General features: G+C 64.8%; 14 protein-coding genes and 2 pseudogenes. 13 read left to right on the top strand and 3 right to left on the bottom strand.

The genetic code is table 11. The features are described 5' to 3' along the window. Positions 1-270: 270 nt before the first annotated feature. On the bottom strand, positions 271-954 hold the full coding sequence (locus VHN57_RS11500; RefSeq protein WP_423283910.1) for an IS3 family transposase: 684 nt from the start codon (positions 952-954) through the stop codon (positions 271-273). 56 nt (positions 955-1,010) lie between these two features. On the opposite strand from VHN57_RS11500, the pseudogene VHN57_RS11495 reads away from it, so the two are divergent. From VHN57_RS11495 to VHN57_RS11475, 5 genes and pseudogenes are all read left to right on the top strand, one after another. Continuing rightward, positions 1,011-1,126, top strand: a pseudogene (locus VHN57_RS11495) (IS3 family transposase); the annotation flags it as partial. A gap of 70 nt (positions 1,127-1,196) precedes the next feature. Next, positions 1,197-1,978, top strand: a pseudogene (locus VHN57_RS11490) (IS5 family transposase). A gap of 678 nt (positions 1,979-2,656) precedes the next feature. Continuing rightward, complete coding sequence (locus VHN57_RS11485; protein ID WP_278988657.1) at positions 2,657-3,631, top strand: ABC transporter substrate-binding protein; 975 nt, start codon at positions 2,657-2,659, stop codon at positions 3,629-3,631. Positions 3,632-3,635: 4 nt separating this feature from the next. Next, positions 3,636-4,811, top strand: a complete 1,176-nt coding sequence (locus VHN57_RS11480; RefSeq protein ID WP_423283908.1) for an acyl-CoA dehydrogenase family protein — start codon at positions 3,636-3,638, stop codon at positions 4,809-4,811. Between the two features lie 4 nt (positions 4,812-4,815). After that, positions 4,816-5,760: an NAD(P)-dependent oxidoreductase gene (locus VHN57_RS11475; RefSeq protein ID WP_423283906.1), complete on the top strand. Its 945-nt coding sequence runs from the start codon at positions 4,816-4,818 to the stop codon at positions 5,758-5,760. 18 nt (positions 5,761-5,778) lie between these two features. On the opposite strand, the gene VHN57_RS11470 is transcribed toward VHN57_RS11475, so the two are convergent. After that, positions 5,779-6,615, bottom strand: a complete 837-nt coding sequence (locus tag VHN57_RS11470; protein WP_423283904.1) for a LysR substrate-binding domain-containing protein — start codon at positions 6,613-6,615, stop codon at positions 5,779-5,781. Between the two features lie 277 nt (positions 6,616-6,892). Between VHN57_RS11470 and VHN57_RS11465 the strand changes: the two genes are divergently transcribed. From VHN57_RS11465 to VHN57_RS11430, 8 genes are all read left to right on the top strand, one after another. Continuing rightward, positions 6,893-7,711: an ABC transporter permease gene (locus tag VHN57_RS11465; protein WP_423283902.1), complete on the top strand. Its 819-nt coding sequence runs from the start codon at positions 6,893-6,895 to the stop codon at positions 7,709-7,711. Between the two features lie 2 nt (positions 7,712-7,713). After that, positions 7,714-8,505, top strand: a complete 792-nt coding sequence (locus VHN57_RS11460) for an ABC transporter ATP-binding protein (protein WP_278988670.1) — start codon at positions 7,714-7,716, stop codon at positions 8,503-8,505. Further along, entirely contained in the window at positions 8,502-9,116 is a 615-nt protein-coding gene (locus VHN57_RS11455; protein WP_278988672.1) for a cysteine dioxygenase family protein, read from the top strand. The genes VHN57_RS11460 and VHN57_RS11455 overlap by 4 nt, the downstream gene beginning before the upstream one ends. Beyond that, positions 9,113-10,375, top strand: a complete 1,263-nt coding sequence (locus tag VHN57_RS11450) for a rhodanese-like domain-containing protein (RefSeq protein WP_423283899.1) — start codon at positions 9,113-9,115, stop codon at positions 10,373-10,375. The genes VHN57_RS11455 and VHN57_RS11450 overlap by 4 nt, the downstream gene beginning before the upstream one ends. A gap of 21 nt (positions 10,376-10,396) precedes the next feature. Further along, a complete protein-coding gene (locus tag VHN57_RS11445) occupies positions 10,397-11,485 on the top strand; it encodes an LLM class flavin-dependent oxidoreductase (protein ID WP_423283897.1) in 1,089 nt (362 codons plus the stop codon). Position 11,486: 1 nt separating this feature from the next. Next, positions 11,487-12,440, top strand: a complete 954-nt coding sequence (locus tag VHN57_RS11440) for an ABC transporter substrate-binding protein (protein WP_278987329.1) — start codon at positions 11,487-11,489, stop codon at positions 12,438-12,440. Positions 12,441-12,457: 17 nt separating this feature from the next. Continuing rightward, complete coding sequence (locus VHN57_RS11435) at positions 12,458-13,249, top strand: class II aldolase/adducin family protein (RefSeq protein ID WP_004207513.1); 792 nt, start codon at positions 12,458-12,460, stop codon at positions 13,247-13,249. Positions 13,250-13,344: 95 nt separating this feature from the next. Beyond that, complete coding sequence (locus VHN57_RS11430; RefSeq protein WP_278987327.1) at positions 13,345-13,995, top strand: peroxiredoxin-like family protein; 651 nt, start codon at positions 13,345-13,347, stop codon at positions 13,993-13,995. A gap of 55 nt (positions 13,996-14,050) precedes the next feature. Here the strand turns inward: VHN57_RS11430 and VHN57_RS11425 are convergent, their stop codons facing one another. Then, entirely contained in the window at positions 14,051-15,388 is a 1,338-nt protein-coding gene (locus tag VHN57_RS11425; RefSeq protein WP_278987325.1) for an LLM class flavin-dependent oxidoreductase, read from the bottom strand. Between the last annotated feature and the right edge of the window lie 102 nt (positions 15,389-15,490).

Below are 15,490 nucleotides of genomic sequence, written 5' to 3'. Positions count from 1 at the left end.
ACGCGAAAGCGGGGCGACAGTGAAGCGACGCCCATGCGGCAACAGACGGTTGCGGAGCGACCGCGAGATGGCGTGAAGATCGTGTGATTGATCCATTTCCAAGGGTAGATCAGAGAAAGGCGGAATAGGACAGGGTGTGAATGGTCATATGTTGCCCTCCGCTTGCCAAAATACCCCTTACTATCTTCCTCATCCCGGACTTGATCCGGGATATGTTCGGCGATCGCTTTCCAGCGTGGCGAAGAATGGCTTTGAGTAACCCCTAGTTTTCTAGACGCCTTCTGCTTTCAAAATCTGCTGCCGTTCGAACTGTGCGGGGGATAGCATCCTGTTCCTGACCTGCTTGCGGACGAACATCTCGATGTAATCGAACACGTCCTGCCGGGCTTCATCGCGTGTTTTGTAGGTCCAGCGCCGAATGCGCTCACGCTTGAGCGAGGAGAAGAAGCTTTCAGCCACCGCGTTGTCATGGCAGTTGCCACGGCGGCTCATCGAGTGCTCAAGATTGTGAGCCCGGATGAAGGCCGTCCAGTCCATGCTGGTGAACTGCGAGCCCTGATCCGAATGGATCAGCACCCATTGCTTCGGCTTGCGCCGCCATACCGCCATGTGCAGCGCTTGCAGCACCGCATCGGTGGTCTGCCTGCTCTGCATCGACCAGCCCACCACACGGCGGGAATAGAGATCGATCACGACAGCCAGATAAGCAAAGCCCTCCAGAGGGCGGATGTAGGTGATGTCGGTCACCCAGGCCAGTTCGCGCTTCAACTGACGAATCTCGGCATCCTTGCTGGCATCGCCAGACACCACCTGCGCCAGTTGCCGCTTCCAGGCATACAGCGAACGCTGACTGACGCCGAGCCTCTCAGAAACCTCCGCTACCGGATACCCGCGTTCGGTGATCTGGGCTACCGCATCACGCTTGAACTCATCGCTGAAATCGGGCTTCCCCATCGTCGTCTCCTGTTCTCAAAATTAGGATAGAAAGCATCCAGAAATCTAGGAGCTACTCAGTGTTCGATTACATCGAGATGTTCTATAATCCGGTCCGCGCGCAGGTCAGGAACGGGATGCTGTCCCCGCACAGTTCGAACGACAGCAGATTTTGAAAGCAGAAGGCGTCTAGGTTTCGTTGACAAAAGGGATTCCCAAGCCGGTGAAGTTCTGATTCAAGCCTTCCTTTTAGAAGGGCAAGCATGGATCGCGGCGACCTGAGCGACGCAGAATGGGAATTGATCGGGCCGCTGCTCCCCCCGAGCGTGGCAGGCATGCTCGCCCGGCCGGAGATAACCGGCGCTATCTCAATGGAATGCTGCACGTCCTGCGGGTTGGCTGCCCCCGGCGCGACATGCATGAGCGCTATGGGAAGTGGAACTGGGTCTACGTCCGGTTCCGGCGCTGGGCCGAGCAAGGCGTCTGGGATGCCATGCTGCAAACTCTGGTCGATCTCGGCCTAACCGACGACTGGCAGCACATGATCGACAGCACCACGGTTCGCGGTCATGTCTCGGCCGTGGGCGGAAAAGGGGGGGCTTTTGCGCAGGCTTTTGGTCGATCACGCGGCGGCTTTACGTGCAAGGTCCACGCCCGCTGCGACAATCAAGACCTCCCTCTCGGCTTCTACCTGACGGGCGGGGAGGCTTCCGATTACGGCGGTGTCGATAGCCTCATGGCCATGCCGGTGCCAAAGCCTGCGGCCTTGCTCGCCGACAAGGGCTACGACGGCGACCGTTTCCGCGAGAACCTGCTCTTGCACAACATCCTGCCGGTCATCCCGCCGCGTTCGAACCGCAAGGCACCAGAGCATCCCGACTATCGCCGCTATCGCGAACGCAACCGCGTCGAGCGCATGTTCGGCTTCCTCAAACACCAACGCCGCATCGCGACACGCTTCGAGAAAACCACGCTTTCCTACCTCAGCTTCCTCAACATCGCCGCAGCAAGGCTATGGTTGAAGCATTTTGTCAACGCGACCTAGAAAACTAGAGGCTACTCAAAGCCAATGAATCTGAACGCATGCGACCAAGTTGTTTCGGCTATTATGCCGGAGTGGCTTGCGGCATATCGGGCGACCTCCAGAAAGCAGAGCGTTTCCTTCGACATATAACAGACGAACGGGTGATCCCCTGGACGGAACGCTTTCTCTCGGCGATGGATATACCTGGCACGTTCCGAGAAAAGGCTAACGATATCGTCATCGAGCAGCGGGTCGCCTTGAAGCTATCACCGCTCGCGCAAAAGGCATTCTGAAGATCACCGGTCCACACCCAAAAACGACGTCAATGGCCGGACGCTTACCAACCACTCCGCCAGGCCAATAGCTGATCTCCGCATCAGACCGAACCGCAAAGTCCGGCAACCGCCACAGCCACTCCTGCACGGCAGTCCACAATCGAGGCCGCCCGATGAAGGTCAAGGCTTTCTAATAAGCGGCCCAGCAAAGCTTGACAGACATATCTCTACTTAATTGGCAGATAAAGTCCTCTCATATCAGACGAGGACTTGGATATCATGGCGTGGAAGCAGCGGTGGACGGATAGGCTGGCCCGGTTCAGGGCGGCGGCCCGGCGCGAATTGCTACGCGATCCGACGGTAATCCTGTTCGAACGTGATCCCAGCGCAGCAAGGGTGCGAGAAACGAGCGGCGGTCGCTGAGATGTTGTCCAGACGCAATCTGCTGGGCGCGGCGGCGGGCAGCCTGCTGCTCACCGCCTGTGGCACCGCTGGCAAGGGCCGGCCGAAACTGCGGGTGTCGATCACCGGCAAGGGCGATGGCGACACCCGCCTGCTGTTCAAGGCGGCGGGCATCCAGCCCAGGGGCTTTGACCTTGTCTATAGCGAGTTCCAGTCCGGCCACCTCGTGGTCGAGGCGCTCAATGGCGGCTCGCTCGACTATGGCGGGATGAGCGAGATCCCGCCGATCTTCGCCGCTGCTTCGACCATCCAGAGCTTCCGCCAGATCGCGGTCGCCCATGGCGACGTCAATAACCAGGTCGTGCTGGTGCCGAAGGGATCGAAGGCGCGCTCCATCGCCGACCTCAAGGGCAAGCGCGTCGGCTATGTCCGCGCCACCACCGCCCAATATTTCCTGATCCGGATGCTGGAGGAGGTCGGCCTGAGCTGGGACGACATCACTCCGGTCGCGATGGGCGTGTCCGATGGCGCCGCCGCTTTTTCGCAAGGGGCGCTGGATGCCTGGGCGATCTATGGCTTCCCGATCCAGCGGGCGATCGCGACAGAGGGTGCGCGGATCTTGCGCACCGCTTATGGTATCCTGTCAGGCAACTATCTCGTCTCCGCCCATGTCGATGCGCTGGCCGATCCCGACAAGGCGGCGATCATCCGCGAATATCTGGCGCTGGTGCAACAGGGCTTTGGCTGGGCGGCGGTACATCAGGACGAATGGGCCGGCATCGTCGCCCAGGATATCGGCGTGCCGCGCGACTATGTGCTCGACCAGTTCCGCCGTAAGAGCGCGACCTATGAACTGCGCCCGGTCACGCCCGAGGCGATCGGATCGCAGCAGCAGGTCGCCGATGTCTTCTTCAAGGCCGGGCTGGTGCCCAAGCGGGTGGACGTCCGCCCGCTATGGGACGCCCGCTTCAATGACGCCATTCCCAAGAGAGGCTGATATCATGGCGACCCAGGCAATTTCCGTGCAGCCGCAGCCGCCCGAAGGGCCGGTGCCCGCCGACCAGCTCGACCGGCTGACCCGCTTGCTGGCGGCCAATGCGGAGCAATATGACCGCAGCGCCGAATTTCCCCGCGCCAATTTCGACATATTGGCGCAGCAGGGGCTGATCGCGCTGACCGTGCCACGCGCCCATGGCGGGCGGGGGGCGTCGGTTTCCGAAGCGCTGCGGGTGCTGGCGGCGGTGGCGAAGGGCGATCCCTCGACCGCGCTGATCCTGTTCATGACCTATCATTATCATGCCACGCCCAACCGGGCGCGGGGCTGGCCGGCGGACATCTATGAGCAATTGGCGCGCGACGCGGTGGCAGGGCGGGGCCTGATCGGCGGCTTGCGGGTCGAACCGGAACTGGGCACGCCGGTGCGCGGTGGCCTGCCCGCCACGATCGCGCGGCGCACTGCCCATGGCTGGGCGATCAGCGGCACGAAGATCTACTCGACCGGATCGACCGGGCTCGACTGGTATTCGGTCTGGGCCAAGACCGATGAGGATGCCCCACGCGTCGGCAATTTCCTGGTCCGGGCCGGCAGTCCGGGGGTGGATATCGAGCCGGCCTGGGATCATCTAGGGATGCGCGCCACGGTCAGCCATGCCGTTCATTTCACCGATACGCCGACGCCGGCCGACCATGCGGTCGACATTCGCCGGCCGGAGGAATGGGGCGCGCCCGATCCGGTCCAGACGCTGTGGAATGCGCTCTCCATCTCGGTCATCTATGACGGGGTGGCGCGCGCCGCGCGCGACTGGCTGCGTGGCTATCTCAATGATCGGGTGCCGAGCAATCTGGGCGCATCGCTCGCCACCCTGCCGCGCGTGCAGGAGAAGTTCGGCGAGATCGAGGCGCTGTTGCAGGTCAACCGCACGCTGGTGCGCGACGCTGCGGCGCGGATCGACGCGGGCGATCCGCCGCTGGCGGTCGAGGCCAATGCGATCAAATATGTCGCCACCGCCAACGCCATCCGCGCGGTCGAGATCGGGCTGGAGCTGACCGGCAACCCCGGCATCAGCCGCCATAACCCGCTGGAACGCCATTATCGCGACGTGCTGTGCAGCCGTATCCATTCGCCGCAGACCGACACCATCCTGATTGCCGCCGGTCGCGCGGCGCTGGGGAATTGAGCCCATGTCCCTGATCATCGCCAGCCAGATGGAGCCGGATTTCAACCGGAGCCTTGCCCGTCACCCGTCCGCTCCCGTGCTGATCGACGTTGCCGAGGACGCGCCCTGGAGCGCTGCCGACGAGGCCGACATATTGCTGATCCGCCCGTCGCCGGCCTGGCGCGCGCCGGAGGTGCGCCGCCCCGCACCCTGGCCGGGGCGCCTGAAATGGGTCTACAGCGCGTCGGTGGGGGTCGATTTCTATCCCGACTGGCTGCTCGACGCACCGCTCGTCACCTGTGGTCGGGGTGTCGCGTCGGAGGAGATCGCCGATTATGCGATCGCAGCCATCTATGCCCATGCCAAGAATCTCGATGCCGTCACTGTCCGTTCGCGGGCGCAATGGGGACCGGCGCAGCTGGGCCGGGTATCGGGAACGACCATCGGCATCATTGGCATGGGCGCGATCGGCGCGGCGGTGGCGCGGCGCGGCCTGGCGCTCGGCGCGCAGGTGATCGGCGTGCGGCGATCCGGCGCGCAGCCCAGCGTGCCGGGCGTGCAACTGGTCGGCGATGTCGGCACTTTGGTGGAGGAGGCGGATCATATCCTGCTCGCCGTGCCCGCCACGGCCCAGACCCGCCATCTTGTCGATGATGCGCTGCTGGCGCGGGTGCGGCCGGGCGCGCATCTCATCAATGTCGCGCGCGGATCGGTGCTCGATCAGGCGGCTTTGGTGCGGGCGCTGGACGATGGCCGGCTGGGCTTTGCGACGCTGGACGTCACCGACCCCGAACCGCTGCCCGAGGGCCATGTCCTCTACACCCATCCCAAGGTGCGGCTGACCCCGCATATTTCCAGCAATTACCAACTGGTACGCCATCGCCTGCTGGAAAAGATCCAGGACGACCTGACCCGCTTCGTTCGGGGCGAGGCACCGTCCGACATCGTTGATCCGGCGCGCGGTTACTGACGTCTGGATGACCGGGCATTAATGCCCGGTCACCGTTTCGCGCGCCAGTTCCGCCAGTCGATGCGCGGCGCGGTCCAGCTTGTCGCTGGTGCGCAGGATCGCGGCGACGCGGGGCAGGGTGGGCAGCCGCTCATGCTCCAGCACCGTCATGTCATCCTGGAACAAATGGGTCCGTGCGGTGATGCCCAGCCCTGCGGCCACCGCGGCGCGCAGCGTGGCGAGGTTGGGCGTCTCGACCGCAATCCGCCATTGCAGCCCCATATCCTCCAGCGCCCGGATCGCCGCCTCGCGGAAACGGCACGGTTCCTCCAGCACCGCCAGCGGGATCGTGTCGCGATCAACCAGTTCGGCCGTGCCATACCAACTCATCGGCGCCACCGTGACCGCGCTGCCATCATTGGGCGCGGCAAAGCCCAGCAATATGTCCAGTTCGCGCCGGTCCAGCAGCGCCTGCAACTCCGCCGTGCCCGCGACCCGTGCATAGATTTGCGCGTCGGGGTGCAGCTCGGCAAAGCGGGAGAGCAGGCCCGAAAGCAGGCTGTCGGCAAAATCCTGGACCATGCCGATCCGCGCCGGGCCGGCGAAGCGTCCGGCGCTGACCGCCGCCACCGCCTCGTCATGCAGGCTCAGCACCCGGCGCGCATAATCGAGCAGCACCTCCCCCGCCGCGGTCAGGTGCAGGCGGCGGCCTTCGCGCAGGAACAGCGACTGCTGGACCAGTTCCTCCAGCCGCTTGATCTGCAGGCTGAGGGCGGACTGGGTCACGAATACCTGTTCCGACGCATTGAGCATCGACCCGGTGTCGACGATCGCGACGAAGCTGCGCAGGAGATTGGTCGGCAAATTGACCGGCACGGCATATCCTTTTGATGGTGAAAGGGGGCCGATCCGATGCCGGGCACGGGCCTGTGCTTATGATCCATGCCAATATATCAATCAAAATAGTAGAGTTTGTCCGGGGGCAGGAAAAGCTATCGAGCCTGTCGCGCGCCGAAGCCCCCGGAATCGGGCCAGAATCAGCGGCAAATGGCGATCTATGATTTTCCCTCATAGGGCGGCACGATAAAACTCAATTGAATGAGTAGAGAATTGATGTTGGATGAAGGCGACTTCACCAGCATGACGGATGGACATGACCGCATTGGCAATAAGGAGCGACACGCCGCCGCAGCGCGCCAGACGCCGCTTCTCCCTCGCTCGCTTCGGCGGCCGATGGCTGTCACCTTTGCTGTTGCTTTTGCTGTGGGAACTGGGCTCGCGCACGGGCCTTATCCCCGAACGCACGCTGGCCGCGCCCTCCGCCGTGATCGGCACGCTGATCCAGATGGTGCTGAGCGGCGAACTGCCCTCCAATCTGCTGGTCTCCTTCGCCCGCGTCGCGGTCGGCCTGCTGATCGGCGTCGGCCTCGGGCTGGCGCTGGGGCTGGCAGCGGGCTTGTCGCGCGGCGCGGAACTGGCGATCGACCCGCTGATGCAGATCAAGCGGACCATTCCCGCGCTGGCGCTGACGCCGCTGTTCATCGTCTGGTTCGGCATTGGCGAGACGCCCAAGATCGCGCTCATTGCCTTCGGCACCATCTTCCCGGTCTATCTCAACCTCTATGCCGGCATTCGCGGCGTCGATCCGCGCCTGCTTGATGCCGCCAAGAGCTTCGGCCTCAGCCGCTGGGAACAGGTCTGGCACGTCGTGCTGCCCGCCGCCTTGCCCTCGCTGCTGGTCGGGCTGCGCTATGCCCTCTCCATCTCGATCCTGGTGCTGGTGGTGGCGGAACAGATCAACGCCTCGGCCGGCCTTGGCTATCTCATCAACAATGCCCGCGACTTCATGCGCACCGACATCATCGTCGTCTGCCTCATGGTCTACGCCATTCTCGGCCTTGGTGCCGACTGGCTGGTCCGGTCCCTCGAAGCCCGCGCCCTCGTCTGGCGCCCCAGCATAGTGGAGAATTGATCATGGACGCGCGCCTCGGCTTTTCCACCATCGACAGCGCGGCGCACCAGCCGCATCCCGAACCGGTCGTCCGCCTGCAGCAATTCACCCGCAGTTTTGGCGCCAACCGCATCATCGACGGACTGGACCTGGAAATCGCGCCGGGCGAGTTCATCGCCCTGCTGGGCCGGTCGGGATCGGGCAAGACCACCTTGCTGCGCACCCTCGCCGGGCTGGACGATGCCGGCGCACAGGATGTCGAAGTGCCCGACAGCCGAGCCGTCGTGTTCCAGGATGCCCGGCTGCTGCCGTGGAAGCCGGTCTGGAAGAATGTCGCGCTGGGCCTGAAAGGCGGTGCCATCCGCGACCGGGCGCAAGCCGCGCTGAAGGAAGTCGGCCTTGGCCATCGGCTGGACGCCTGGCCGCTCACCCTGTCCGGTGGGGAAGCGCAGCGCGCTGCGCTCGCCCGCGCGCTGGTGCGCGAACCCCAATTGCTGCTGCTTGATGAGCCCTTTGCCGCCCTCGACGCGCTGACCCGCTATCGCATGCATGACCTGGTTCTCTCGCTCTGGCGGACGCACAGGCCCGCGGTGCTGATCGTCACCCATGATGTCGAGGAAGCGATTGCGCTGGCCGACCGGGTGCTGGTGCTCGACAAGGGGCGGATCGTCGCGGAGGAGCGCATTCACGCCGCGCGCGGCGAGCGCGCGGGCCTTGCCGGCCGGCTGCGCGAACAGCTTCTGTCCCATCTGGGCGGCGACCATCATGGCGAGGGTGTGGTGCCCTTCGCCCGCCAGGCGGAGGCGGCGGAATGAACGCCGTTACCACCATTGACCGGCCGGTCGATACCAGCCGCCTGCGCGGTTTCGTCACGGCATTGGCTGACCTGATCGCCTGCACCCGCGACGAACAGGCGCTGCTGGAAAGTGGCCGCACGTTGCTCGCCCGGCTGATCGCCCGCGACGACTGGCTGCCGCCCGAATATGCCCGGCCCGATCCCGATCGCTATCAGCAATATCTGCTTCATTGCGACAGTCGCGAGCGGTTCAGTGTCGTCAGCTTCGTCTGGGGACCGGGTCAGTCGACCCCGATCCACGACCATGGCGTCTGGGGGCTGGTCGGCGTGCTGCGCGGCAGCGAGCAGGTCGAGCGGTTCCATCGCCTGCCCGGCGGCGGACTGGTCGCGCAGGGCACAGACATATTGCGCGAGGGCGAGGTGGGTGCCGTGTCGCCCCGGATCGGCGACATCCACCGCGTATCCAACGGCCGGGCCGATGCGCCGTCGGTCAGCATCCATGTCTATGGCGGCAATATCGGCGCGGTCGAGCGCGCGACCTTCGCCGCCGACGGCACGCCCAAAAGCTTCATCTCCGGATACGCCAACCGCGTCATCCCCAACCTCTGGGACAGATCGAGAAACGCATGACCACCGACATATTGGACCGCATAGAAGTCGCCACCCCGGCCGATATCCGCACCGCGCTGATCGCCCGCGACGAGATCGCCCTGATCGACGTGCGTGAGGAACATGAGTTCGCGCAAGGCCATCCATTGTTCGCCGCCCAGATCCCGCTGCGCCGCATTGATGAGGAGGCGCGCTGGCGTATCCCCCGGCTCGATACGCCGATCATCGTCTATGATGCGGGCGAGGGGCTGGCGCGCCGCGCCGCCGTGCGATTGCAGGGCCTGGGCTATACCGACGTTCGCGAACTGGAGGGCGGACTTCAGGCCTGGCGCGACGCCGGCTATGAATTGTTCGAAGATGTGAACAGCTATTCCAAGGCGTTCGGCGAACTGGTCGAGCATCGCCGCCATACGCCCAGCCTCGCAGCCGAAGATGTGCAGGCGCTGATCGACGAGAAGGCCGACATCGCAATCCTGGATGCGCGCCGTTATGACGAATATCATACGATGAGCATCCCGACCGGGACCAGCGTGCCCGGCGCCGAACTGGTGCTGCGCGCCGGCACGATCGCGCCCGATCCCGACACGACCATCATCGTCAACTGCGCCGGCCGTACCCGGTCGATCATCGGCACCCAGTCGCTGGTCAATGCCGGCCTGCCGAACAAGGTCTATGCGCTGCGCAACGGCACGATCGGCTGGACGCTGGCCGGACAGGGGCTTGAAACCGGCCAGGTGCGTGCGGCCCCCGAAGTCGATGACAAGGCGATCGAGGCGGCCCGTGCCCATGCCCGCGACGTCGCCTATCGCGCCGGGGTCAAGTGGATCGGCTGGGACGATCTGGAGCATCTGAAGGCCGACACCGCCCGCACCCTCTATCTCTATGATGTGCGCCAGCCGCGCGAATATGAGGCGGGGCATCTGCCCGGCTTCCGCAATGCGCAGGGCGGCCAGCTGGTGCAGGAAACCGACCATAATGCCCCGGTGCGCGGCGCCCGCATCGTCGTCACCGACGATCTTGGCCCGCGTGCCGACATGAGCGCCTCCTGGCTCGCCCAGCTGGGCTGGGAAGTCTATGTCCTGTCGGTCGACTGGTCGGCGGTGGTGCTGGAACGCGGCAGTGACGGCGCGCCAAGCCCGCGCGGGCCCGAGGGCCGCTACAAGCGCCCCTATGAGGGCACCGACAACAAGGCCGAGAAGATGCAGGCCTATCTCGACTGGGAATATGGCCTTGTCGCTCAGCTCGAAAAAGACGGCACCCACGGCTTCTACGTCATCTGAACTTCGGGAAGGAATGACCCCATGAGCGTCAGGTTCATCGGCTATATCGGCTTCAACAATGGCTCGGAAACCCAGGCGGCGGTGCGCAGCCGCGTGCTCGACAAGAATTATGTCGAGGCGGCCGCCAGGGCACAGGAGGAGGGCGGCTTTGATCGCGTCCTCATCCCCTTCGGCTCCAACAGCCCAGAAAGTCAGATCGTCGCGGCCCATGCCGCCGCGCTGACCAGCAAGCTTGGTTTCCTTGTCGCCCATCGCCCCGGTTTCACCCAGCCGACCGTGGCCGCGCGCCAGCTGGCGACGCTCGACCAGCTGTCGGGGGGGCGGGTCGCGGTCCACATCATCACCGGTGGCGCCGACGAGGAAATGGCGCGTGACGGCGACACCGGCACGGTCAAGGCCCAGCGCTATCAGCGCACCGACGAATATCTGACCATCCTGCGCCAGGAATGGACGGCGGCCCAGCCTTTCGACCATCAGGGTGACTTTTACGACATTCGTCAGGCCTTCAGCGCGATCAAGCCGGACAATCTGCCCGTCTTCTTCGGCGGTTCATCGGCCGAGGCGATCGAGGTCGCCGGGCGCCATGCCGACGTCTATGCGCTCTGGGGCGAAACGCTCGAAGCGGTGCAGGACACGGTACGCCAGGTGCGCCGTGCCGCCGTCCGTCATGGCCGCAATCCCGGCTTCTCGCTGTCGCTGCGTCCGGTGATCGCCGATACCGAAGAAGCGGCCTGGAAGCGCGCGGCGGAGATTGAGGAGCAGGTGCGCGCCAATCGCGTCGCCGCGGGCCTGCCACTGACCGGTCATCGCCCGCCCAATGTCGGATCGCTGCGCCTGCTGGAGGCGGCCAGAGCCAACCGACAGGACAAGCGGCTGTGGACCGGCGTCGCCGCGCTCACCGGTGCGGCCGGCAATTCCACCGGCTTGGTCGGCACGCCCGAACAGGTGGCCGACGCGATGCTCGATTATTATGATATCGGCATCGATCATTTCCTGATCCGCGGCTTCGATCCGCTGGGCGATTCCATCCTCTATGGCCGCGAACTGCTGCCGGTCGTCCGCCGCAAGGTGGCCGAGCGGGAGAAGGTCGACGTCGCGCTCGCGGGCTGACATGGCGAAGACAAAGCTGATCCTGATCGCCGGCGCGCTGATCGCCTCCGCCGGTGTCGCCTTCGCTGTCACCCAATATCGCACTGAACAGGTGCCGGTGCTGCGCGTCGCCAACCAGAAGGGGCAGGTGAAGGCGATGATGCTTGCCTCCGGCGCGCTCGATGGCGCCTCCTACAAGGTCGAATGGTCGGAATTTCCCGCTGCCCAGCCGCTGCTGGAAGCGGTCGGTGGTGGCGCGGCCGATCTGGGCCTTGCCGCCGACGCGCCCTTCATCTTCGCCTATCAGAGCGGCAGCCCGGTCAAGGCGATCGCGGTGCAGGCGCCCGCCAACCAGGCGCCTGAGGCGCTCGCGATCCTGGTGAAAAATGGCTCCTCCATCCGATCTGCCCAGGATTTGGTCGGCAGGACGATCGCCACCACGCGCGGATCGATCGGCCATCATCTGCTGCTTCAGGCGCTGGAGCGGGCGCATATCTCGGCCGACAAGGTCAAGATCACCTTCCTGCCGCCGGGCGATGCCAAGGCTGCGTTCGACAGCGGATCGATCGACGCCTGGTCGACCTGGACCCCCTATACCAATGTCGCGGTCAAGGAAGGGGCGCGGGCGGTTGCCGATGCCAGCGATTACGGCCTGCCGCTTTATATCGACATCGCCCATGACGCCTCGATCGCGCCCAAGCGCGCGCTGCTGGCCGATTTCCTCCAGCGTGAGGCGAAGGCGGTCGCCTGGGCCCGCGCCCATCCCGACCAGTTTGCCGCCGTGCTGGCCAAGGAAACCGGCCTGCCGATCGACATCGCCCGCGCCAGTTTCGAGCGCAGCAACCGCATTTCGCAGCCCGTCGATGCCAAGGTGATCGCGCATGAACAGGCGATCGTCGACCGCTATCGCCGGGCCGGCCTGATCGATCCCAAACGGGACGTGGCGCAGGCCTTCGACACCAGTTTCGGATCCTGACGCAAGGAGCTTTCCCCATGGCCACCATCCTCAAGGATGACCGTTTCTCCCGCACTGGCATCAGCGAAGCCGAATGGAAGGTGCGCGTCGATCTCGCCGCCTTCTATCGGCTCTCGGCGCTCTACGGCTGGGACGATTTCATCTACACCCATATTTCCGCCCGTGTGCCGGGCCCGGACCATCATTTCCTGATCAATCCGTTCGGCCTGATGTTCGACGAGATCACCGCATCCAGCCTGGTCAAGGTCGACCTCGACGGCAATGTCATCGGGGAGAGCGACTATGGCATCAACTATGCGGGCTATGTCATCCATTCGGCGATCCACGGCGCGCGCGACGACGCTCATTATATCGCCCATTTCCACAGCGCCGACGGCATGGCGGTTTCGGCCCATGCCGAAGGGCTGCTGCCCTTGAACCAGCGCGCGCTGGCCCTGATCCCGCGCCTGTCCTATCATGACTATGAGGGCGTGGCGCTGAACCTGGACGAGCGCGAGCGGCTGGTGGCGGACCTGGGCGACACCAAGGTCATGCTGCTGCGCAACCATGGCACGCTGGCGCTCGGCGCGTCTCCGGGAGAAGCATGGAGCGGTATCTATCAGCTCGAATCCGCCTGCACCGCGCAGGTCCGTTCGCTCAGCGTCGGGCGCGACAATGTGCTGATCGCGCCGGAGGAGGCGCAGGCGGAAGTGAAGCGCCAGATGTCGCGCGAGCGCCAGCCGGTCGAGGGGCGGCGCACCCATTATGATCTGGTCTGGGAAGCGGCGCTGCGCAAGGCATCGCGCCAGGCAGCGGGCTATGACGCCTGATCTATAAGGATTAATCGGCGGATTTCCGCCAAGTCTCATTGGCGTCGCGTGCCCCGCGGCGCCATTTTCCTATCTCCAGCAAAGGAGACAGGCAGATGGCGACGATCGTCGGCGACAATTTGAGGGCGCGCTATGCCGCGCTTCAGGCGGAACGGGAACGGGACTGGTCGCCCGCCCAACTTGCGCGCAACGCGGCGCAGCGGCAGCAGCTGGTGGCGCGCTTCGATGCGGCGACGGTGGCGCAGCCCGGCGATGTTCTGCCCGATCTGGCACTCGACGATGTGGAAGGCGCCACGCTGACGCTCGACGCGCTGACGGCGCAGGGGCCGGCGCTGCTGATCTTCTTCCGCTTTGCCGGCTGCCCCGCCTGCAACATCGCCTTGCCCTATTATGCCGAAACGCTCTGGCCGGTGCTGCGCGCGCGCGGCATCCCGCTGGTCGCGCTCAGCCCGCAACAGCCCGATCGGCTGGTGGAGATCAAGCGCCGTCATGATCTGCCCTTCGCCGTCGCGACCGATCGCGACAATCAACTCGCACGCCTGCTCGGCATCGCCTTCCTCCCCGATGATCGCCCGTCGCCGCCGCCCGCCGGCTGGATCGGCGAGGTGACCGGCACGGGCAGCTGGGAATTGCCGCAGCCCGCGGCGCTGTTGCTGGGGCGGGGGCGGGTGGTGCAGCGCTTGCAGGTCAGCCCGGACTGGCTCGACCGGTCGGAGGCGGACGATATCCTCGCCTGGCTGCGCTAAACGCAAAAAAAAGGCCCGGCAATTTGATTGCCGGGCCTTTTCTTGTTCGATGGGATCAGGCGGCCGACTTGGCCTCGCGCGCAACGCTGTAGCGATTGTCCGGCACCGACAGGCCCAGATGCTCGCGGAAAGTCGTCCCTTCATAGTTGGTGCGGAACAGGCCGCGCTGCTGCAGGATCGGGATCACCTTGTCGACGAACAGGGCCAGTTGTCCCGGCAGCGGTTCGAACAGGACGAAGCCGTCGGCCGCGCCATTTTCGAACCAGCGCTGCAACTGGTCGGCCACCGTCTCGGCCGAACCCACGAAAGCGCCGCGCGGCGTTGCCAGCCGTTCGGCCACCTGTCGTAGGGTCAGCCCCTCCGCCTCGACTTCGGCCAGGATGCGCAGCGTCCCGCTCTGCTGGCTGTTGAGGCCCAGATGCGCGACATCGGGGAAGGGGGCGTCTAGATCATATTGGCGGAAATCATGGTCGTTGAAGGTGCGCGACAGGAAGCCGAGGCCAGTGTCGATCGACTCCAGCGCGGCGAGTTCGCGGTAGCGCGCCTCGGCCTCCTCGTCGCTGTCGCCGACGATCGCCGCGATGCCCGGCAGGATGAACAGCTGGTCGGCATCGCGGCCAAAGCCCTTCGCCCGTGCCTTCACATCGGCATAATAGGCCTGGCCCGCCTCGATCGTCTCGGCATGGGTGAAGATCACTTCGGCCCGTCGCGCGGCGAAGTTGCGGCCATCGTCGGATGCGCCGGCCTGAAAGATGACCGGCTGGCCCTGCGGCGTGCGCTTGATGTTGAGTGGGCCGCGCACCTGGAAAAATTCGCCCTTATGGTCGAGCGCATGCAGCCGATCGGGATCGACGAACTGGCCGCTTTCCTTGTCGGCGACATGGGCGCCGTCTTCCCAACTGTCCCACAGGCCCTGGACCACATCGAGATATTCGGCGGCGATGCGATAGCGCACGGCATGGGCAGGATGTTCGCTCTTGCTGAAATTGGCGGCGGTGTCACCCAGCCAGGAGGTGACGACGTTCCAGCCTGCGCGCCCGCCGCTCAGATGATCGAGCGAGGCGAATTGCCGCGCCACATTGAAGGGTTCGGAATAGCTGACCGTCAATGTGCCGACCAGGCCGATCCGGCTGGTGGTTGCCGCCAGCGCGGACAGGATGGTGATCGGCTCGAACCGGTTGAGATAATGGGGGCTGGATCGTTCGGTGATCGACAGGCTGTCGGCGACGAACAGGAAGTCGAACTTGCCGCGTTCTGCGGTCGCCGCCTGTTCCTGATAGCGGGCAAGGCTGGTGCTGGCATTCACATCACGATCGGGATGACGCCAGTCATGCCAGGTGCGGCCGACGCCATGCAGGATGAAGCCGAGCTTGATATGCGGAGAACGGGCCATGGCCTTGTCCTTCTGCTGGAGGGGAGGGTGAGCCCATTCCATCTATGCCGGGATGCCGCACGCGACCAACGCGGTCTCCTCAAGCCCATATGAAATGGGCCA

Source organism: Sphingobium salicis subsp. salicis (genome assembly GCF_049472635.1).
GTDB lineage: Bacteria > Pseudomonadota > Alphaproteobacteria > Sphingomonadales > Sphingomonadaceae > Sphingobium > Sphingobium yanoikuyae_A.
This window is presented reverse-complemented; position numbering and strand designations above follow the sequence as displayed.